General features: G+C 63.8%; 16 protein-coding genes and 1 tRNA gene. 6 read left to right on the top strand and 11 right to left on the bottom strand.

The genetic code is table 11. The features are described from left to right. Window positions 1–37: 37 nt before the first annotated feature. Window positions 38–844, bottom strand: a complete 807-nt coding sequence (locus FJ978_RS23455) for a protein-disulfide reductase DsbD domain-containing protein (RefSeq protein ID WP_140574343.1) — start codon at window positions 842–844, stop codon at window positions 38–40. 170 nt (window positions 845–1,014) lie between these two features. Here FJ978_RS23455 and FJ978_RS23450 point away from each other — a divergent pair, with 170 nt between their 5' ends. Further along, window positions 1,015–1,623 carry a YqgE/AlgH family protein gene (locus tag FJ978_RS23450; protein WP_013896642.1) on the top strand — a complete coding sequence of 203 codons (609 nt, stop codon included), beginning with the start codon at window positions 1,015–1,017 and terminating at the stop codon, window positions 1,621–1,623. 77 nt (window positions 1,624–1,700) lie between these two features. Here FJ978_RS23450 and FJ978_RS23445 read toward each other — a convergent pair whose 3' ends face one another. From FJ978_RS23445 to thrC, 4 genes are read right to left on the bottom strand one after another with little or no spacing between them, the layout of a single operon-like run. Beyond that, window positions 1,701–4,589 carry an EAL domain-containing protein gene (locus FJ978_RS23445; protein WP_140574341.1) on the bottom strand — a complete coding sequence of 963 codons (2,889 nt, stop codon included), beginning with the start codon at window positions 4,587–4,589 and terminating at the stop codon, window positions 1,701–1,703. A 2-nt stretch (window positions 4,590–4,591) separates the two neighbouring features. Next, complete coding sequence (locus FJ978_RS23440) at window positions 4,592–5,188, bottom strand: GNAT family protein (RefSeq protein ID WP_013896640.1); 597 nt, start codon at window positions 5,186–5,188, stop codon at window positions 4,592–4,594. 14 nt (window positions 5,189–5,202) lie between these two features. Further along, the gene (locus FJ978_RS23435) at window positions 5,203–6,495 is read right to left on the bottom strand and encodes a pitrilysin family protein (RefSeq protein ID WP_013896639.1); all 1,293 of its coding nucleotides are present in this window, start codon (window positions 6,493–6,495) and stop codon (window positions 5,203–5,205) included. A gap of 14 nt (window positions 6,496–6,509) precedes the next feature. Beyond that, complete coding sequence (gene thrC, locus FJ978_RS23430; RefSeq protein ID WP_140574339.1) at window positions 6,510–7,907, bottom strand: threonine synthase; 1,398 nt, start codon at window positions 7,905–7,907, stop codon at window positions 6,510–6,512. 129 nt (window positions 7,908–8,036) lie between these two features. Between thrC and FJ978_RS23425 the strand changes: the two genes are divergently transcribed. Further along, complete coding sequence (locus tag FJ978_RS23425) at window positions 8,037–8,765, top strand: hypothetical protein (protein WP_140574337.1); 729 nt, start codon at window positions 8,037–8,039, stop codon at window positions 8,763–8,765. 38 nt (window positions 8,766–8,803) lie between these two features. Here FJ978_RS23425 and FJ978_RS23420 read toward each other — a convergent pair whose 3' ends face one another. Next, window positions 8,804–9,493: an HAD family phosphatase gene (locus FJ978_RS23420; protein ID WP_013896636.1), complete on the bottom strand. Its 690-nt coding sequence runs from the start codon at window positions 9,491–9,493 to the stop codon at window positions 8,804–8,806. A 180-nt stretch (window positions 9,494–9,673) separates the two neighbouring features. Here FJ978_RS23420 and FJ978_RS23415 point away from each other — a divergent pair, with 180 nt between their 5' ends. Beyond that, window positions 9,674–10,807, top strand: a complete 1,134-nt coding sequence (locus FJ978_RS23415; RefSeq protein ID WP_140574335.1) for a site-specific DNA-methyltransferase — start codon at window positions 9,674–9,676, stop codon at window positions 10,805–10,807. 66 nt (window positions 10,808–10,873) lie between these two features. On the opposite strand, the gene FJ978_RS23410 is transcribed toward FJ978_RS23415, so the two are convergent. Both FJ978_RS23410 and mutY read right to left on the bottom strand, forming a co-directional pair. Beyond that, window positions 10,874–11,485 (bottom strand): HAD family phosphatase, encoded by a 612-nt coding sequence (locus tag FJ978_RS23410; protein WP_140574333.1) that lies wholly within the window; start codon window positions 11,483–11,485, stop codon window positions 10,874–10,876. 10 nt (window positions 11,486–11,495) lie between these two features. After that, window positions 11,496–12,614: an A/G-specific adenine glycosylase gene (gene mutY, locus FJ978_RS23405; protein ID WP_140574331.1), complete on the bottom strand. Its 1,119-nt coding sequence runs from the start codon at window positions 12,612–12,614 to the stop codon at window positions 11,496–11,498. Between the two features lie 53 nt (window positions 12,615–12,667). Between mutY and FJ978_RS23400 the strand changes: the two genes are divergently transcribed. From FJ978_RS23400 to smc, 3 genes are all read left to right on the top strand, one after another. Next, window positions 12,668–13,177 (top strand): DUF721 domain-containing protein, encoded by a 510-nt coding sequence (locus FJ978_RS23400; protein ID WP_013896632.1) that lies wholly within the window; start codon window positions 12,668–12,670, stop codon window positions 13,175–13,177. Window positions 13,178–13,331: 154 nt separating this feature from the next. Beyond that, entirely contained in the window at window positions 13,332–14,075 is a 744-nt protein-coding gene (locus FJ978_RS23395) for a DsbA family protein (protein WP_013896631.1), read from the top strand. A gap of 117 nt (window positions 14,076–14,192) precedes the next feature. Further along, window positions 14,193–17,651, top strand: coding sequence for a chromosome segregation protein SMC (smc, locus tag FJ978_RS23390; RefSeq protein WP_140574329.1), 3,459 nt, complete (start codon window positions 14,193–14,195; stop codon window positions 17,649–17,651). Window positions 17,652–17,657: 6 nt separating this feature from the next. On the opposite strand, the gene FJ978_RS23385 is transcribed toward smc, so the two are convergent. The 3 genes from FJ978_RS23385 to FJ978_RS23375 all read right to left on the bottom strand — a co-directional run bounded on the left by FJ978_RS23385 (window position 17,658) and on the right by FJ978_RS23375 (window position 20,605). Then, a complete protein-coding gene (locus FJ978_RS23385) occupies window positions 17,658–19,748 on the bottom strand; it encodes an O-antigen ligase family protein (RefSeq protein WP_013896629.1) in 2,091 nt (696 codons plus the stop codon). Window positions 19,749–20,068: 320 nt separating this feature from the next. Beyond that, window positions 20,069–20,143: transfer RNA gene (locus FJ978_RS23380), tRNA-Gln, on the bottom strand. Window positions 20,144–20,260: 117 nt separating this feature from the next. After that, window positions 20,261–20,605: a VOC family protein gene (locus tag FJ978_RS23375; RefSeq protein ID WP_013896537.1), complete on the bottom strand. Its 345-nt coding sequence runs from the start codon at window positions 20,603–20,605 to the stop codon at window positions 20,261–20,263. Window positions 20,606–20,624: the final 19 nt, after the last annotated feature.

Raw genomic sequence — 20,624 nt, 5'->3', positions numbered from 1 at the left:
GAACTCGGCGGCTTCCTGCAACTCTCGAGGCAGGACATCACGGGAAAGGCAGAAGCCCTTCGACCGCGCCCGCTGAACTCGTCAGTGTGTAGTGAAGCCCGCCATCGGTTGGTGTCGTCGAAGGGCGGTCGAGGATCGGCATGGTGAAGATCAGCTTGCCATCCTTTTCGCTGCGCGAAGGGGGCCCGAACATGTAGTCCCGCTCGCCGGCGACGAAGAAATCCGCTGCCTCCGGATCGCCTGGAAAACTCGCCTCGACAACCAGCGTCTCATGATCGCCCGGCAGGACATTGATGCCGAAATCGGACCTTGCCGGTGCGGGCAACGCCGCGAAGCTCGCCTTCACCAGTGCCGCATCCTCGGCATTGTCCGGGTCGGAAGCGGGGTCGACGGTCAGCCGCGTCTGCACGGGGATGCAGATCGTTTCGCAGATGCCGAGAAAGACGTCGGCGTCGATGACGGCCTGATCCTTCACCGCCGACAGCGTGAACACCACCGGCAGCGACACCGGATAGTCGTAACCTGCCCATTTGCCATAACCATCGTCATGACGCTGCGGCGCCGGAAAGGACAGCTTGGCATCCGTGATGTTGGTGCTGGCGGAAACATCGAGTTGCGGCGGCACGCCCGCGTCGCCGGGATCACGCCAGTAGGTCTTCCAGCCCGGCTTGAGCGCAATGTCGAGAACGCCCTGGATGCGGCCGGCATCGTCCGGCTTGCCTGATGTCACCAGCCGCACCTTGCCGCCTTCGCTGCTGTACCATGCCGACGAGGAGGCTATGGCGGGAACGATGCTTGCCGATGCGATGGCGGCGCCGAGCAACAGGATTTTCAAGCTTTGCATGGCGGTGATTTGATCGTCCGTTCGTGGCGGTGCAATGATTTCATGGCCTTGCCGATATCATATTTGCGTGACCCTTGCGGACAAACCATGCCGGCCTGGCGGCATGGCTTTGGTCGAATCCACCGCTGCGCATCTTTTCGGCGCCGGGGAAACGCGTTACCCTCGCCGTCATGGATTTGTTGCGCCACAAGAAGACAGCCGCTGGGCGCGGCTTTCTCGACGATCAGTTCCTGATTGCCATGCCCGGCATGAAGGACGACCGTTTCACGCGCTCGGTCATCTATGTTTGCGCGCACAGCGATGAAGGCGCGATGGGCCTGATCATCAACCAGACCCAGCAGATGCTGTTTCCGGACCTGTTGGTGCAGCTCGGCATCATGAACGAGCAGGAGGCGATCCGCTTGCCCGCGCAGGCGCGCGATTTCGTCGTGCGCAATGGCGGGCCAGTCGATCGCAGCCGGGGTTTCGTTCTGCATTCCGGCGACTACCGGGTGGAATCGTCGCTGTCCGTTTCCGATGACATCTGCCTGACTGCGACCGTCGACATATTGCGCGCCATTTCGTCCGGTCGCGGGCCTCGCCGCGCGCTGATGGCGCTGGGCTATTCCGGCTGGGGCGCCGGCCAGCTGGAAACCGAGATCGCCGAGAATGGCTGGCTGACCTGCCCGGCCAGTCCCGAACTTCTGTTCGACGCCGACATCGAGCGCAAATACGATCGCATCCTCGCCTCGATCGGCATCGATCTCGCCCATCTCAGCCTCGCCGCTGGACACGCCTGACCCATCAGGCCGACCGACGCGCTCCACCTTCGTCATCCTGCACCACGAAGGGACGGCCGCGACGCGTCTGAACCCCATCACGCTTGCGTCAGCGGATATTGCTCCTTCAGCGTCTTCAGCACCTGGTCGCCCGGCATCGGCGCGCCGAACATGAAGCTCTGCACATATTCGCAGCCCATCTGGCGCAGTTCCAGCGCATCGCGTTCGTCCGAAATACCCTCGGCCACCACCGACAGGCCGAGCTCATGCGCCATGTTGACCATGGATTTGAGCAGCACGGCGCGCTTGGGTGTGCTGTCGTCGACAAAACTCTTGTCGATCTTGATGGTGTCGAAGGGGAAACGCGTCAGATAGGCGAGCGAGGAATAGCCGGTGCCGAAATCGTCCAGCGACAGGCCGATGCCGAGCTGCTTCAGCTTCGTCAGCACGTGGGCGGTCTGTTCCGGATTGTCCATCACCAGGGATTCGGTGAGTTCGAGCCGGAAGCAGCGCGGCTTCAGGTTGGCTCGTGCGATGACGGAGCGGACGTCGCTGACCAGATCGCGGCGGATGAGCTGGCGGCTGGAGAGGTTGACCGAGACCGACAGCGGCGCGTCGCCGATCTGCTTTTGCCACCCGGCGAGATCCTCGGCGGCCTGCTGCATGGCGAACAGCCCAAGCTGGACGATCAGCCCACAGCTTTCGGCGACCGGGATGAAATCGGCAGGCGGGATCATGCCGCGGCGCGGATGGTTCCAGCGTAGCAGAGCCTCGAAGCCGGCGACGCTGCCGTCTTCCAACCGTACGATCGGCTGGTAGGCAAGCGTGAATTCGCGCCGCTCGATGGCGCGCCGCAGGTCGGATTCGAACTGCAGCCGGTCGGTACCGACGGTGCGGAAAGCCGGGCGGAACGGCTCGATCCTGTCGCCGCCGAAACGCTTGGCCTGATGCATGGCAAGCTCGGCGTCCTTGACCATGTCCTCGGCCGAGGTTTGCGCCGAGGTCCAGGTGATCAGGCCGATCGAGGCGGTCAGCACGATCTCGCGCTTGGCGAAGGTGATCGGATTGTTGATCGCATGCTTGATGGCATCGGCCACGCCGGCGATGCGGGCAGGGTCCTGTTCGGAAAGCAGCATCAGGGCGAATTGATCGCCGGCGAAGCGCGACAGCGAATCCTTCGGCTTCAAGAGCCGATGCAGCCGGCGCGCGATGGTGAGCAGGATGGTGTCGCCGGCCGAGATGCCGAGCCCGTCATTGACCTGCTTGAAGCGGTCGATGTCGATGACGAATACGGTCGGCCGGACTTTCTCCTCGGTGCGGGCGATCGAGATGATCGCCTCCAGCCGGTTCATGAACAGTTCGCGGTTCGGCAGGCCGGTCAAATTGTCGTGTACGGCGTCGTGCAGCAGCCTTTCCTCGGATTTCTTCTGCTCGGTGACGTCGACCATGGTGCCGACGCAGCGGATGACCTCGCCGTCCGATCCGATGACCGGGCGGGCGCGCAAGGCGAACCAATGATAATGCCCGTCGGCGCCGCGCAGACGGAAGTTTTGCGACACCCGTCCGCGGCGGTGCTCCAGCACCACGTCGAGCGTCGTGCGGAACGTGTCGCGGTCGTCGGCATGCAGCACCGGCAGCCAGTTGCGCGCCGCCCCCCCCAGGCTGTTGGGGGCCAGGCCGAGCTGGATGCTGACGTCGGGTTTGGTGACGACGCGGTCGCGCAGCACGTCCCAGTCCCACACCGTATCGCCCGATCCGGCCACCGCCAGCGCCTGCCGCTCGAGGTCGGAGAACAGCCCCTGGTGCAGCGCTCCGCCGGCAAAGGCGTGCTGCATGACGGTGAAGCCGATCAACAGGATGATCAGGATCAAGCCGCCGCCGAGCGCCGGTTGGGCGATGTCGTTGTCGAGCATGCCAGTGATCGCCATCCACGATCCACAGAGCCACAGCAGCACCATGACCCAACTGGGCACCAGCATGATGGCGCGGTCATAACCGCGTATACCGAGGAAGATGATCAGCCCGAGCCCGGTGAGCGCCGTGGCGGCGAAGGATATCCTGGCGATGCCGGCGGCAACCGCCGGATCGACGATGGCGACACCGGCGATCAGCACAAGTCCTAGGATCCAGACCAGCGCGCCGTAGCTGAAATGGCCGTGCCATCGGTTGAGGTTGAGATAGGCGAACAGGAAGACCACGAAGGTCGCCGCGAGCGCCACCTCCGTTCCCGCTCGCCACATCTGCTCGTTGCCGGGCGATATCTCTATGATCTTGTTGAGGAAACCGAAATCGACGCAGATATAGGCGAGCACCGCCCAGGCGAGTGCCGCGGTCGCCGGGAACATCGAGGTTCCCTTGACCACGAAAAGGATGGTCAGGAACAGCGCCAGAAGGCCGGCAATGCCGATGACGATGCCGCGAAACAGCGTGTAGGAATTGACCGAGTCCTTGTAGGATTCCGGATCCCACAGATAGACCTGCGGCAGCTTCGGCGAGGCGAGTTCGGCGATGAAGGTGATCACCGTGCCGGGGTTAAGCGTCACCCGGAACACGTCGGCATCCGGGCTGGTCTGGCGGTCCAGCGCGAAGCCTTCGCTGGGCGTGATGGCAGCGATGCGGGTCGAGCCGAGGTCGGGCCAGAAGATGCCGGAATTCACCAGCCTGAAATGCGGCGCGACGATCAGCCGGTCGAGCTGCTGGTCGGTGGTGTTGGCGAGTGCGAACACCGCCCAGTCGCCGGTCGAGCGTGCATCGTTGGCCTCGACCTCGATGCGCCGCACGATGCCGTCCGGCCCGGGCGCGGTCGACACCTGGAAATTCTCGCCCTGGTTGCGGTAGATCTCGACGGCGCCCGAAAGGTCGAGCGCGACGTCGTCGCGGGCAATCTTGATCGGCTCGACGGCGAAGGCCGACGAAGCCGCGCACAGCGTCAGGATCGTCGCGATGATAAAGGCGAACAGCGGCCCGTTTCGCAGGAAATTCGTCAAAATCAGTCCTTCGTTCCAGCGCCCGGCGGATCGTCCGCGATCCGGGCGTAGAGGTAGTGGTCCTGCCAGATGCCATTGATCCTGAGATAGGATCGAAGAAGTCCTTCGCGCCGGAATCCGGCTTTTTCAAGCACGCGGATCGACCGGATATTGTCGGGGATACAGGCCGCTTCGATCCGGTGCAACCTCAGCGTATCGAAGGCGAAGCGGGCCACCACCTTGACCGCGTCGGTCATCAGGCCGCGGCCGCCGAAGCGCTCGCCGATCCAGTAGCCGATATGGCCGCTTTGCGAGACACCGTGGCGAATGTTGCCGAGCGTGATTCCGCCCGCCAGCTTGCCACTCGACTTCTCGAAGATGAAGAAGGCGATCGCTGTTCCTTGTGCATAGTCCTCGCGGTAACGGCTGATGCGCAGCCGCCATGCCGTGCGATCGAGCTCATCGGGCGTCCAGCGCGGCTCCCACGGTTCCAGGAAGGCGCGGCTTTCGCCGCGCACTGCGGACCACTCGCGATAGTCGTTGGTCAGCGGCACGCGCAACGTCACGCGTTCGCCCTTCAGTGCCGGCAGGTCACGGCGAAAGAAAGGGAGCGCGAACACGACGCTTTGGGGGCTTAGACGGCGAGCCTGCGGGCCGTGGTCTGCGTACCCGGAAGCGAATCGAGGATCGCCTCATATGGTGCCAGCGTACCCACAGGCCCGACAGCGGTAAGCGTCGGCTTGGTCGAGAACATCCGCGACGACAGGTCGGTCAGACGTTCGATGGTCAGCGCCGACAGGCGCTCCATCAGCTCTTCCTTGGCGATCGGGCGGCCGAACAGAAGCAGTTGCCGCGCGATCTGCGAGGCACGGCTGGCCGGGCTTTCGGCGGACATGATCAGCCCGGCTCGATATTGGGCGCGCGCCCGGTCGAGTTCTTCCTGCAGGATGCTCTCGCCGGCCTTCTGCAGCTCGTCGATGATGACAGGCACCAGCTCCGCGATGTCGCTCTGCCCGGTCGCGGCATGGACGCCGAAGATGCCGGTGTCGGAAAAGCCCCAGTGGAAGGCATAGACCGAATAGCACAGGCCGCGCTTCTCACGGACTTCCTGGAACAGGCGCGATGACATGCCGCCGCCAAGGATCATAGACAGCACCTGCGAGGCGTAGAAGTCGCGCACATGGTAGGCGCGGCCTTCGAAGCCCAGCACGATCTGCGCGTCCATCAGGTCGCGATCCTCGCGGAAATCGCCGCCGACATATTGCGCGTATTGCGGAATGGTGCTGTCGGCCTTGCTGCGGAAGCCGCCGAGCTGCTTTTCGACCTCGCGCACGAAATTGTCATGCTTGATGTCGCCGGCAGCCACGATCACCATCCGCTCGGCGCCATACTGGCGCTCGATGAAGTCATGCAACTGCTTGGACGTGAAGGATTTGACGGTCTCCGGCGTGCCCAGGATCGAGCGGCCGATGGTCTGGTGGCGAAAGGCCGTCTCGGTGAAACGGTCGAAGACGATATCGTCGGGCGTATCGTGCGCGGCGCCGATCTCCTGCAGGATGACGTGCTGCTCGCGCTCGAGTTCCTGCGGGTCGAATTCGGACTCCTGCAGGATGTCGGACAGGATATCGACGGCTAGCGGCACGTCGTCGGACAACACCCTCGCATAGTAGGACGTCGTCTCGACACTCGTGGCGGCGTTGATCTCGCCGCCGACGTCCTCGATTTCCGAGGCTATTTCGAAAGCGCTTCGCCGCTTTGTACCCTTGAACGCCATGTGCTCGAGCAGATGGGCCATGCCATGCTCGTCGTCACGCTCGTTGCGCGCACCGGACTTGACCCAGGCACCAAGGGCAACCGATTCGATACTTGGAAGGGTTTCGGTGGCGACTGTCAGGCCGTTCGACAGACGGCTTACCTCAACACCCATATGGCTCTTACTCCCTAACGCGCCGCTCGCGCGCGGCGGCTGACGTAATCTTCCACCATTTTCAGGTCGGATGGAAGTACCGTGTATTTTTCCTCCGCTTTCATCAACCCGCCTAGCCATGCGGGCAGGGCGGGGTGGATACCGCTGGCGGCCTTGACCGCGGCTGGAAACTTTGCCGGATGAGCCGTACCCAGCACCACCATCGGCACGGCACCGGCGGGCTTGCCTGCGGCGACGTGGACCGCTGCCGCCGTATGCGGATCGAGCAGGTAATTGCTCGCCGCAAGCGTCGAGCGGATGGTGGCAGCGACTTGGTCCATATCGGCACGGCCGGCGTCGAATTCGGTCCGCATCCCAGTGATTTCCTGGGTTTCGATGGTGAAAGCACCCGACTGCTTGAGCCCCGCCATGTAACGCCGCACGGTCGAGGCATTGCGGCCGGAGGCCTCGAACAGCAGGCGCTCGAAATTCGACGACACCTGGATGTCCATCGACGGCGAGGTGGTCGCGAAGACGCCCTTTGTGCGGTATTCGCCGGTCTCGAAGGTGCGGGCCAATATGTCGTTGTCGTTGGTGGCGATGACCAGCCTTTCGATCGGCAGGCCCATCTTCTTGGCCGCGTAGCCGGCGAAGATATCGCCGAAATTGCCGGTCGGCACGGTGAAGGATACGGGCCTGTCCGGCGCGCCGAGCGACAAGGCCGAGGAGAAATAATAGACGATCTGGGCCATGATGCGGGCCCAGTTGATCGAGTTGACCCCTGAAAGCGCCACCCGGTCGCGAAAGCCGTGATCGTTGAACATGTCCTTGAGCAGGCCCTGGCAATCGTCGAAATTGCCTTCGATGGCAAGCGCGTGAACGTTCTGCGCGGTCGATGTCGTCATCTGCCGCTGCTGCACGGGCGAGACGCGCCCATGCGGGAAGAGGATGAAGATGTCGGTGCGGCTGCGCCCGGCAAAAGCGTCGATGGCCGCTCCGCCGGTATCGCCCGACGTGGCGCCGACGATGGTGGCATGCTGGTCGCGCTCGGCGAGCACATGGTCCATCAGCCGGGCGAGCAACTGCATCGCCACGTCCTTGAAAGCCAGCGTCGGGCCATGGAAGAGTTCGAGGACGAAGGTGTTGGGAGCGATCTGCACCAGCGGGCAGACGGCCTCGTGGCGGAAGGTGGCATAGGCTTCACGCACCAGGCGCTCGAAGACGGGTGCGGCGATTTCGCCGCCAAGGAAGGGCGACAGCACGCGGATCGCAAGGTCGGGATAGGCAAGGCCGCGCATGGCGCGGATCTCGGACGGCGAAAACTGCGGCCACTCGCGCGGCACATAGAGCCCGCCATCGCGCGCCAGGCCCGCCAGCACGGCGTCGGAAAATCCAAGCGCGGGCGCTTCCCCACGGGTACTCACATATTGCATGTCACAGATCCGTTTGCCGTGTGGCTTTGCGTTCACCACAAGGTGGTTAATTTCTGCGCTGGCTCAGTCGCATTTTTGCCGCGCCGTTGATATACGTCACCAGCTTTGCGAGAGGGAAGTGGGAGTTTCATGGCGTTTCATACATTTAGCGGTCGCTTTGTGGCGGGTCTGGCGCTTACCGGCTTTATGCTCGCCGCCGCCGGTTGCCAATCGGGCGACAATGGCATCCTCAACCTCGGTTTCGGCAAGAAGGATCCGACCGCCCCGCCACCGCCACAGGATCCCAAGATTCTGGCCAGCCAGTTGAACGCCTATTGTCCGAGAGTGACGGTGCGCGATGGCACCGCCTTCTTCAACACCTATGCCAACGAAGCCCGGAAGCCCAAGCCGAAGCTCAAAAAGACCGGCGACGCCGAGGCCGACGCTGCCGCCCAGGCTGCGGCCGACGCCGCCGCGGCCACGCCGCCGGACGATTCGGCGAGGATCATCTATCAGGCGTCGATCGCCGACGTGACCCGCGATTGCAGCCGTGCCGACGGGCAGCTGACGATGAAGATCGCGGTCGCCGGCAAGATCGTGCCGGGGCCGAAGTTCTCGCCCGGAACCATCACCATGCCGATCCGCACCGCGGTGATGCACGGCACCGACGTGCTCTACTCGCAGATTCACCAATATCAGGTCCAGGTCACCGATCCCTCGGTCGCCACCCAGTTCGTCTTCACCGATTCCAATGTGGTGGTGCCGGCGCCGACCGCCCAGGACTATCAGGCCTATGCCGGTTATGACGAAACCGCGCCCAAGACGACGACGGACAAGCCGAAGAAGACCCACAGGAAGCGGGCGGCAGCGACCAACTGAGCGGCCTTTAGACCCGCGTGCATCGGGCTGGACGCTTGTCAGGCGTCCGCCGACCACTCCGACAGCGCGGCGATCACGCTTTTCAGTTCCGCCCAGCGACGGATCACTGTCTCGGCGCCGGCTTCCGTCAACGCATCGGCATGGCCGGGGTAGCTGTGGCTGGCGCCGGTGAAGCCGATCACGCGCATGCCGGCGGCCCTGGCGCCATGGACGCCGTGCACGGAATCCTCGATGACGAAAGTGTTCGCCGGCTTGGCGTTGAGTTTCTCCGCCGCCAACAGGAAGACGTCCGGAGCCGGCTTGGTTTTGCCGGTGGGCGTTTCCAGCGCCGAGAAGATGCGGCCGGCGAAAAACGGCAGCAGGTGCACCTTCTCCAGCATGAATTCTATTCGCTCCGAGCGTGAATTGGAGCAGATGCAGCGTTGCGTCGTGACCGATGCAACCGCCTCGCGCACGCCTTCGATGGCACGCACGTCGCTGCGCAGCTTCCGGTCGACCAGTTCTTCGGCGCGATCGATCAGCGACACCTGGAACGGGATTTTGGACTTCTCCTCGATCCGCATCAAAATGTCCTTGAAGGTCAGGCCGGCATAGGTCTCGGCGATTTCCTCGGCCGAGACCTCGTATCCGGCCAGGGTTATCAGCTCGGCCTCGACCCGCGCGGCGATGATTTCGGAATCGACGAGCACGCCGTCGCAATCGAAGATGACAAGATCTGGCTGGGGCATGAGGATCCGGGACAAGGAGGATGGAGGGATGGCCGCTACGGGCTCAGGCGGCGCGGCATACACCAATGGCACCGCCTTCGCAAACCCGGCAGGTCGTTGCGTCGGCCTTCACCGAATATTTACGCTGATCGGTAACCATAACAGACAGTAAAAACAGTAACGTGTGCCTGGGGTGTAAAAATGTCTGCAGTGCGTCTTCTCGACGAGCTTTCGCTTGCTCCCCAGCAATCCGAATGGCTGGACACGATCCTCAAGGGCGACTGCGTCGCGGCCCTCGACCGCCTGCCCGAGAAGTCGATCGACGTCATCTTCGCCGATCCACCCTACAATCTGCAGCTCGACGGCGACCTGCACCGCCCCGACCAGTCCAAGGTCGACGCGGTCGACGACGACTGGGACCAGTTCGAGAGCTTCGAGGCCTACGACGCCTTCACCCGCGCCTGGCTGCTGGCGGCGCGCCGCGTGCTGAAGCCGAATGGCACGATCTGGGTCATCGGCTCCTATCACAACATCTTCCGGGTCGGCGCCAAGATGCAGGACCTGGGCTTCTGGATCCTCAACGACGTCGTCTGGCGCAAGACCAATCCGATGCCGAATTTTCGCGGCCGCCGCTTCCAGAACGCGCATGAGACCATGATCTGGGCCTCGCGCGACCAGAAGGGCAAGGGCTATACGTTCAATTACGAGGCGCTCAAGGCGTCGAATGACGACATCCAGATGCGTTCCGACTGGCTGTTCCCGATCTGCACCGGTGGCGAGCGGCTGAAGAACGAAAATGGCGACAAATTGCATCCGACGCAGAAGCCGGAGGCGCTGCTGGCTCGCATCATGATGGCCTCGACCAAGCCGGGCGACATCGTGCTCGACCCCTTCTTCGGCTCCGGCACGACCGGTGCCGTGGCCAAGCGTCTTGGCCGCCATTTCGTCGGCATCGAGCGCGAGCAGGCCTATATCGATGCCGCCAACGAGCGCATCGACGCCGTGCGGCCGCTGGAAGATGCCGACCTGACAGTGCTGACCGGCAAGCGCGCCGAGCCCCGCGTCGCCTTCGTCAGCCTGATTGACACCGGGCTGATGGTTCCGGGTGCGACGCTCTACGACGCCAAGAAGCGCTGGGCGGCCAAGGTGCGCGCCGACGGCACGGTGGCGATCGGCGACAGTGCCGGCTCGATCCACAAGATCGGCGCCGAAGTGCAGGGGCTGGACGCCTGCAACGGCTGGACCTTCTGGCACTATGAGCGCAGCGGCGGCTTGACCCCGATCGACGAACTGCGCCGCATCGCTCGTCTCGGCATGGAACGGGCAGGGGGCTGAACCCCTGCCGCCAGTGCGATTTTTGGTTGATTCAAAATCTCAGCGGATTGCCGGAAGCGATTCAGATCACGCCTTGATTCCGAAGCGCTCAAGGTCTGCTTGAAGCGTCCTGGCGTCGGTGAACAGCACCGCTTGCCAGCCTGCCGCCCTGGCGCCGTCGACATTCTTCTGGCTGTCGTCGATGAACAGCGACGCCGACGGTTCGAGGCCGAATGAGGCGACGTGATGATCGTAGATCCTGCGATCGGGCTTGATCAGGCCGATCTCGGCGGACACCGTTATGCCGCGTGGGTGATCGAGGAATGGAAAACGGCCCCGTGCCTCGGCGAACGTATCGGCGGCCCAATTGGTCAGCAGCGTCACGTCGTGGCCGGTGTCGATAAGCCTCTCCAGGATGGCGACACTGTCTTCATAGGCATGCGGTGCCATTTCGTGCCAGTGGCGACGGAAATTGCGGATGTTTTCCGCGTGATCCGGATGTTCCGCGATGGCAAGCGCCTCTGCCTCTTCCCAGGTGCGGCCGCGGTCCTGCTCGATGTTCCAGTCATGCGTGCAGACATTGTCGAAGAACCATTTCCGCTCCGTCTCATCGGGGATCAGCCGGCTGAACGGAATGTTGGGATCGTAATGGACCAGCACCTTGCCGATGTCGAAAACGATGTGGCGGATTTCAGTCATGGAGCCTCTTTCAATGCGGGCGTGGCTTTTTCGTCGCGCCGGGTATCGCCGCTTCGATTGCCCTTTTTATGACAGTGGGCAGCGCCTCCCCGGAAATTTCATGGGCTAGCGACCAGAAATGCCCCGCTGGCGCGGCACTGTCCACCTCGGCACGAAAGACATCGAGTTCAAGCGCGAAGTGGGTGAAGACATGCGCGATCTGGCCGGCACGCCGCCAGTTGGCGGGGAAAGGCGCCGCCGCCTCGGTGATTGCGCCGTCGATCCGCGCGGTCCAGGCGGTCGTCGGCACCTCGGTCATGCCGCCGAGCAGGCCCTTGTCCGGCCGCTTGCGCAGAAGAATGGCGCCGTCACCGCGCACGGCCACGAAAGCCGCGCCGCGCCGCTGCGGCTTGTCGGCCTTCGGCAAGCGCACCGGGAAATGCTCGGGGTCGCCTGAAACGACGGCGCTGCAGTCCTCGCGCAGTGGGCACAGCATGCAGCGTGGCCGGCGCGGGGTGCAGATCGTGGCGCCGAGATCCATCATCGCCTGGGCGAAGTCGCCCGGCCTTGTCGCCGGCACCATGCGTTCGACATGGGCGCGGATTTCGCCCTTGGCTTCGCTCAGCGGCGTCGTGATCGAAAACAGCCGGGAGATGACGCGCTCGACATTGCCGTCGACAACGGCGGCGGGGCGATCGAAGGCGATCGCCGTGATGGCCGCCGACGTATAGGCGCCGATGCCGGGCAGGTCTCGCAAGGCAACCTCCGTGTCGGGAAATCGGCCGCCACGCGCCGCCACCAGATCGGCGCAAGCCTTGAGATTGCGGGCCCGGGAATAATAGCCGAGCCCCGCCCAGGCCTTCATCACGTCCTCGGTCGGTGCCGCGGCCAGCGCCTCGACATCGGGCCACTTCTCGACAAAAGCGCGGAAATAGGATTTCACCGCCTCGACGGTGGTCTGCTGCAGCATGACTTCGGACAGCCAGATGCGGTAGGGGTCTGGCCTCGCGCCGCGCGCGTGCTCGCGCGGGGTCACGCGCCATGGCAATTCGCGGTGGTGCACGTCGTACCAGGCGAGCAGGCGCGACGCGGGATTGTCCGACATGGTCGTGTGGCTCTGGGCCTTGCGGGTCTGGTCTGCTGGTGCCATTGATCTGTATGGGCCTGGCCGGTATCTGCTGGGGTGATGGCTGGAGAACGTACATGGCAGGGAGAACGCCCTACGGCAATCCCGTCCCGGTGAGCGATCTTGCGACCAAAATCCTCGATCCGGTGCTGCGCAAGCGGGCCGGCATCTCGATTGGCCTCGTCCAGTCCTGGGAAGAGATCGCCGGCCCGCGCCTCGCCAGCCGCTCGCGGCCTGAAAAGATCCAGTGGCCGCGCCGCCTGCATGAGGACGATCCATTCGAGCCGGCCGTGCTGGTCATCGCCTGCGAAGGCATGGCCGCACTTCATCTGCAGCACGAGACCGGCGAAATCATCAACAGGGTGAATGCCTTTCTTGGCTTCAACGCCATTGGCCGCATCAGGATCGTGCAAAAGCCGGTGACAACGGATAAAGCACGGCCCAAGCCGACCTTCAGGCCCCTGACGGCCGCGGAGCAGACGAAATTGTCCGGCACAGTCGAATTGATCGAGGATGAAGGACTGCGCGCCTCGCTGGAAAGGCTTGGCGCGACCATTCTTGGTGAAAAAAAGTCGAAAACCCCTTGAAGGCAGTCATGGATTTGTCGTCAACATCTCGCATTCGTGATCGCCTTTGTCAGGTTTCGCGATTGGATTGGGGACGGAGATGCCTTAATTCGCGCCAACTCTCGCCTTTTCGTGCCTTTGCATTGCAAAATTCAACCCTTGTCAGGTGATTCGTATGAACCGTCCCTCGTTCGGCAAAAGTCTGTCTCGCAGAAACGTCCTGTCTTCGCTGGCCGCCATTCCGGCGGTCGCCCTGCTCGCCGCCTGCAGTGACTCCGGCGAACAGGCCAAGGCGGCGGATGTGAAGCCTGCTGACCCGGCCACTCCCGCAAAGCCGGCCACGCCGGCGGCGGTCCAGGTGCCGGAAGCGCAGGGAACCGTCGACATGGCGGAACTGTTGAAGCCGGGCGCGCTGCCCGACAAGCAGCTCGGCAAGGACGACGCCAAGGTCACCATCGTCGAATACGCCTCGATGACCTGCCCGCATTGCGCACATTTCGCCGAGACCACCTTCCCGGAACTGAAGACGAAGTACATCGATACCGGCAAGGCCCGCTACATCCTGCGCGAATTTCCGTTCGATCCGAGCGCGGAGGCCGGTTTCATGCTGGCGCGCTGCGCCAAGGATAACTATTTCCCGATGGTCGACGTGCTGTTCAGGCAGCAGGCGAACTGGGTTGGCGTCCAGAACACCAAGGATGCGCTGCTGCAAATCTCGAAGCTTGCCGGTTTTACACAGGAGTCCTTCGAGGCCTGCTTGACGGACCAGAAACTTCTGGACGATGTGAGATCGGTCCAGAAGCGCGGCGCCAATGAATTCAAGGTCGACTCGACACCGACCTTCTTCATCAACGGTAAGACCTACAAAGGGGCGATGTCGATTGAGGAAATATCGGCGATCATCGACCCTCTGCTCTGACATCGGCTCAGTGCTGAAGCGGCAGCGCTCCGGCGCTGTCCGCTCTAGCGTTTTGACGCGGTTTCTTGTCGCAAAACCTCGGAACACTTTCGCGGAACCCGCCTGTGAGGCGCGTGAATGAAGTTTTCGCGCCTCCGCCTTCTCGGTTTCAAGTCGTTCGTCGAGCCCGGCGAGTTCGTCATCGAACGCGGCCTGACGGGCATTGTCGGGCCGAACGGCTGCGGCAAGTCGAACCTGGTCGAGGCGCTGCGCTGGGTGATGGGCGAAAGCTCCTACAAGAACATGCGCGCGTCCGGCATGGACGACGTGATCTTTTCCGGTTCGGGCACCCGGCCCGCGCGCAACACCGCCGAGGTCACGCTTTTCCTCGACAACAGCGACCGTTCCGCGCCCGCCGCCTTCAACGATGCCGACGAATTGCAGGTATCGCGACGCATCGAGCGCGAGGCCGGTTCGCTCTACCGCATCAACGGCAAGGAAGCGCGTGCCAAGGACGTGCAGCTTCTGTTCGCCGACCAGTCGACCGGCGCGCGCTCGCCGTCGATGGTAGGCCAGGGCCGTATCGGCGAACTGATCCAGGCCAAGCCGCAGGCGCGTCGCGCGCTGCTCGAAGAGGCGGCCGGCATTTCCGGCCTGCACACACGCCGCCACGAAGCCGAACTGCGGCTGAAGGCGGCCGAACAAAACCTCGAACGCCTGGACGATGTCGTCGGCGAGCTCGAAAGCCAGATCGAAAGTCTGAAACGCCAGGCGCGCCAGGCGTCCCGCTTCAAGAACCTGTCGGCCGACATCCGCAAGGCCGAGGCGACATTGCTGCACTTGCGCTGGACGCTGGCCAAGACGCAGGAAGGCGAGGCGCGCTCGGCGCTGGCTGTCGCCACGGCACTGGTCGGCGACCGCGCCGCCGCGCAGATGAACGCGGCCAAGGAGCAGGGCATCGCCGCCCATCGCTTGCCCGACCTGCGCGACGCGGAAGCGGCCGCCGCCGCTGCTTTCCAGCGCCTGTCGATCGCCAGGTCGCAGATCGAGGAGGAGGCAGGCCGCATCCGCGCCCGCCAGGCCGAACTCGAGCGGCGTTTGCAGCAGCTCGACGGCGACATCGCCCGCGAGGAGCGGATGGTGCGCGACAATGCCGATGTTCTCGAGCGCCTGCGCACCGAGGAAGCCACGCTGAATTCCGAGAACGCCGGCGCCGCCGAGCGCGAGGCCACCACCCGCGCGGCATTCGAGCAGGCTGCATCGATGCTTGCCGGCAGCGAAGCCAAACTGGCCACGCTGACCGCCGAACGGGCCGAGGCCGCCGCCTCGCGCCACCAGATCGAACGGACATTGCGCGAGACCGCCGAGCGCCGCGACCGCTTCGCCCGCCAGCTCGCCGAGGTCGACCGCGAATTGTCGGACATCCTCTCCAAGGTGGCCGGCCTGCCGGATCCGGCCGAAAAGCGCGTGCTGGTCGAACAGGCCATGGCGCTGCTGGAGGAGGCCGAAGCCGCCGTGGCGCAAGCCGAACAGTCGGTCATCGATGCCCGCGCCGCGGAAAGCACCGCCCGGCCGCCGCTTCAGGACGCCAGGGCCGAACTGGCGCGGATCGAGACCGAAGCGCGCACGCTGGCCAAGATCCTGAATGCCGCCAGCGGCGATCTTTTCCCCTCCGTGCTGGAACAGATCAGCGTCGAACGCGGTTTCGAAACGGCGCTGGGCGCCGCCCTTGGCGAAGACCTCGACGTTCCGCTCGACCGCAGCGCACCGGTGCACTGGGGTGAAAGCGCGATCCAGCCCGGCGACGCGCCCCTGCCCGAAGGCATCAAAAACCTTGCCAGCGTGGTTCGCGCCCCGGCGCAGCTTGCCCGCCGCCTGGCGCAGATCGGCATTGTCGAAGCCGCGGACGGCCGCCGGCTGCAGGCACTGCTCGCGCCCGGCCAGAGGCTGGTCAGCCGCGAGGGCGCGCTCTGGCGCTGGGACGGACTTGCCGCCAGCGCCGATGCGCCGACCGCCGCGGCGCAACGCCTGGCGCAGAAGAACCGGCTTGCGGAGCTCGATGCGGAGGCGGTGCAGGCGACGCTCGTCCTGCGTCACGCCGAGGAGAATTTGGCTGAGGCCGAACAGGCGCTTCGCTTGGCCAGTGAGGCCGAGCGCAACACACGCCAGGCCGGACGCGACGCCCAGCATCGCCTGGATGCCGCCCGCAACACGCTGGCCGAGGCCGAGAAAGCCGGCGGCGAATTGTCGAGCCGGCGCGCGGCACTCGATGAGGCGCGTGCCCGTATCGTCGACAGCCATGAGGAGACGTCGGCTGCCTTCGTCGAGGCCGAGATGCTGCTGCAGGACGCGCCTGATCTCGGCGACCTGCAATTGCAGCTCGAACAGTCCTCGGCCAATGTCGCCCGCGACCGCGCCACCCTTGCCGACGCCCGTGCCGTCCATGAGGGGTTGCGGCGCGAAGCCGAGGCGCGCGCACGCCGGCTCGATGCCATCGGCGCCGAACGCAGCAATTGGCTGGTGCGCGCAGAAAATGCCTCGACGCAGATCGCATCGCTCAGCGAGCGCAAGGCCGAGGCCGAGGCGGAGCGCGAGCGGCTGGCCGACGCCCCCGACGAAATCGATGCCAAACGGCGCGCGCTGCTGTCGCAGCTTACCGAGGCCGAAACCTTGCGCAAGGCGGCCGCCGACCGCCTGCAGGAAGCGGAAAACAGGCAGGCCGAATTGGACAAAGCGGCCACCGGCGCCATCCAGTCGCTGGCCGAGGCCCGCGAGACCCGCGTCCGCGCCGAGGAACGGCTGACCGCGGCCGACGAGCGCCGGCTGGAGATCGAGGCGCGCATCCAGGAAACGCTGAACACGCCGCCGCATCTGGTGATCCGCCATACCGGCCTGGAAGCCGACGATCCGATGCCTGAAATGGGCGAGATCGAACGTCAGCTCGACCGGCTGAAGATCGAACGCGAACGGCTCGGCGCCGTCAATTTGCGCGCCGAGGAAGAGCAGAAAGAGCTCTCCGACCGGCTGGAGGTGATCGTCTCCGAGCGCGAGGACATCATCGAGGCGATCCGCAAGCTCAGGCAAGCGATCCAGAGCCTCAACCGCGAAGGCCGCGAGCGGCTGCTGGCCGCCTTCGATGTCGTCAACAGCCACTTCCAGCGGTTGTTCTCGCATCTGTTCGGTGGCGGGACGGCGGAATTGCAGCTGATCGAATCCGAGGATCCGCTCGAGGCGGGGCTCGAAATCCTGGCCCGCCCGCCTGGCAAGAAGCCGCAGACCATGACACTGCTGTCGGGCGGCGAGCAGGCGCTGACGGCGATGTCGCTGATCTTCGCCGTGTTCCTGACCAACCCTGCGCCGATCTGCGTGCTCGACGAAGTCGACGCGCCGCTCGACGACCACAATGTCGAACGCTTCTGCAACCTCATGGATGAGATGGCCAAGACCACCGAGACGCGGTTCGTCATCATCACCCACAACCCGATCACCATGGCGCGCATGGACCGGCTGTTCGGCGTGACCATGGCCGAGCAGGGCGTCAGCCAGCTCGTTTCGGTCGACCTGCAGGCCGCCGAGGCCATGCGCGAGGCGAGCTGAGCCCGTCTAGAAATAGGTTCTCGGCGCGACAAGGTCGTTTTGCTGGCGAAGGTAGAAGCAATAGAAGCCGAACGCGGCGGCGAACCACATGAATCCCTCGCCCATCGACAGCCGGTTGTTCGAATTGCTAAGGATGCTGATGGCGAAGAAGACCAGCGTCGAGAGGTAGCAAGGCCATGCGGCCGGAGCGATCAACCTGGCCCGCACGGCCAGCAGAACCTGCCTGGACGACCAGATGTAGAGAAACGCGAAGAACGCCAGCCCGACCACACCATAGCGCACACCTATTTCCAGATAGCCGTTGTGGAAAACGTTGAAGATCATCGGATGATAGGTTCTATTCTGCCATTCGGTGAGCCAGCTGGAACTGGCTCCGAAGATCGGGTGGCGTTTCCAGATATCGAGCGCGTCGGCCCACAGCATCAGCCGTTCCTTGGCCGCAAGCGGAACCGTGTTGCTGGCGATGGCGCGGTCGAAGGCTGGCAGTACGCCATGGCTCAAGACGTCCGAAACCAGGCTTCTGACGAAGATCATGGTGTCGCCGGCAGTGGACCAGAAGATGCCTTGCGCGGCGACAACGCCGGCCGCCACTATTCCCAGCACGCCGCCCCCGACCATCAGTTCGCGGCGATGGCCTCTCGCCAGGATCATGACTGCCAACAAGACGAGCACGAGCGCCAGCGCGAGCCAGACACCCTTTGACCGCAGCGCGATGATGTTGACGAGGGCGAACAGCAGTACGGCTGCCGACAGCGCCCAGTACATGCTCCTGGTTGTGGTGCTCAGGTCCGTTCTCTGAGCGGTGTGGGCGATGAACTGCAGCGTGCAGAGGAAGATGAAACCAGCCGCCAACGATGCATGAATGGGATTGTTGAAAAGCCACGGCACTGGCCTGGTGCCATGAAGGATGTCCGAATAGCCTGTATCCGCCGCCAGGAAGACAAGGCTGAGGATCATGAACCACAGGACGAGCCGCTCGGGCCGCCTGACGAACAGCAGAAACGCGAAGCCTGTCGTCGCATAAAACAGCGGAAACAGGTAGATGCCTTCGGCGCCGCCCAATTGGTGGCTGTCGAAATAGACGATCGCCAGCCGGATGAAGACATACAGCGACCAACCCACGCACAGGCCGCCGACCCATCCGATCAGCGGCTTGCTGTAAGTCCACAGATCCACCCTGAGCCAGCGGATCGCGGCGACCACGGCAAGCGCCATCCCCGCAAAGCGGTAGGTGTCGGCCTCGCGCCAGACTGCAGAGGCAAGCGCGAGAATGGCGAATGCCGCAAGGAACTGCAGCAAGGTGCTGCGCGGCACGTCGTCCCTCGCGTAGTCCGGGATTTCCTTCGGCAAGGGCGGCCGCAAAAACACGTGATGCAGGCGGTGCAGCTCGTCCCAGGCTCGTGACATGCCGGCGCTCAGCCGGCTCCACCCGCCAAGCCTTGCGGATTTGTAGCTGCCCGAGGGGCCGGCTATGCCTGATATCGCGCTGCTCTTGGCAAAGCCAAGCAGGTTTTGGCGGACCGAATAGACTTTCAGGCCGGTATCCCAAAAGCGTTCGAGCGCGACGTCCCACGGCATTTTCATTACCGCGAGCGCCGACAATAGCCCCTTCGCGCCCTCCCGCGTCACCAGATAGGCGGCGGCCGACCCCTGCGGGCCATGCAGGGCGCGACCGATCTCGTCACCTTGCGTCGTCTTCACGGCGCGCATGAAGAAGCTCATGCGATGGTTAGTCAGCTTGATAACGTCGAAATCCGGCACCGCGGCGATGATGGCCTCGACGCGTCGTATGGTATCTTCGCCGAACAGGACGTCGTCCTCGACTATTAGGCCATGGGCGCTGCCACCGGCTAGGAACGTTTCCAGCGCCTGGATATGGCTGCGGTAACAGGCATATTCGCCGGGCAGGATGTCGCGCCCGCTCAGCTTTTTCGCGGTTGGAAGATCGATCTCCGTCCAGTCCTCCTTGGGCAGTGTGCGGCCGTCGACGGCGGCAATGCGCTGCAAGGTCAGGCCGGCCGCCTCGGCGCTGGCCAGCAATCCGCTCCAGCGGCAGGTCTCCCGATCGAGGTTGATGGCGAAGATAGGAAGGTTCATTGAAGTTCCGTTTCGGATCGTCATCCCACTTGGTCGAATCCCTGACGACCTAGTGTGGACGGCCAACTTCTCTTTTGTGTCTCACTGCGACATTCTGCAAGAGACCCAAGAAATAGCGGACGGCAAGTGACTGATCGGAGCTCCCCGCCGCAGCGTATCGTCTACCAACCCTTCAACCGCTCATGCCGGAATTCGGATCGGTCTTGAAGCCTTGGATTTTGAGTCCTTGGATCAGGCAAAATTGATTCTGAAGGCCTGACGCCATGCAGATCATCAGCGTGTTTTGTAACACTCGGCTTTTTCAGCACTCTCTAAGAGAATGGCTGGGGCGCCAGGATTCGAACCTGGGAATGTCGGTACCAAAAACCGATGCCTTACCACTTGGCGACGCCCCAATAGCCGTCAGAGTCGCTTGTGCGGCGCGTTATTAGCAGAGCAGCCGAAAAGCACAATGCTTATAAGCGATGCCGAGAACGCCCTGCACGGCATGGTGCTGCCGACCATGTGAAGCGCTATTCGCTCCACACTGCCAACTCGTTGCCGGCCGGATCGACAAAGTGGAAACGCCGGCCGCCGGGGAATGAGAAGATCGGCTTGACGATCGTGCCGCCGGCACTTTCCACGGCGCGCAGGGTTTTCTCCAGATCCCTGCTGTAGAGCACGGGCAGGGGCTTGGCCGGTGCTTCCTCGGCCTCGGCCTGAAAACCTCCGTCCCACCCTTCAGCAAAGGCCGAATAGGTCGGCCCGTAGTCGGTGAACGACCAGGCGAAGGCGGAACTGTAGAAACCCTTCAGCCGGTCCAGCGTCCCGCCGGTCGCCGGCATTTCCAGATAGTCGAGTTTTCCATCCTGTTTCATGGGATACCCCTTTGTTCCC

The organism is Mesorhizobium sp. B1-1-7 (genome assembly GCF_006442705.1).
Taxonomy (GTDB): domain Bacteria; phylum Pseudomonadota; class Alphaproteobacteria; order Rhizobiales; family Rhizobiaceae; genus Mesorhizobium; species Mesorhizobium opportunistum.
This window is presented reverse-complemented; position numbering and strand designations above follow the sequence as displayed.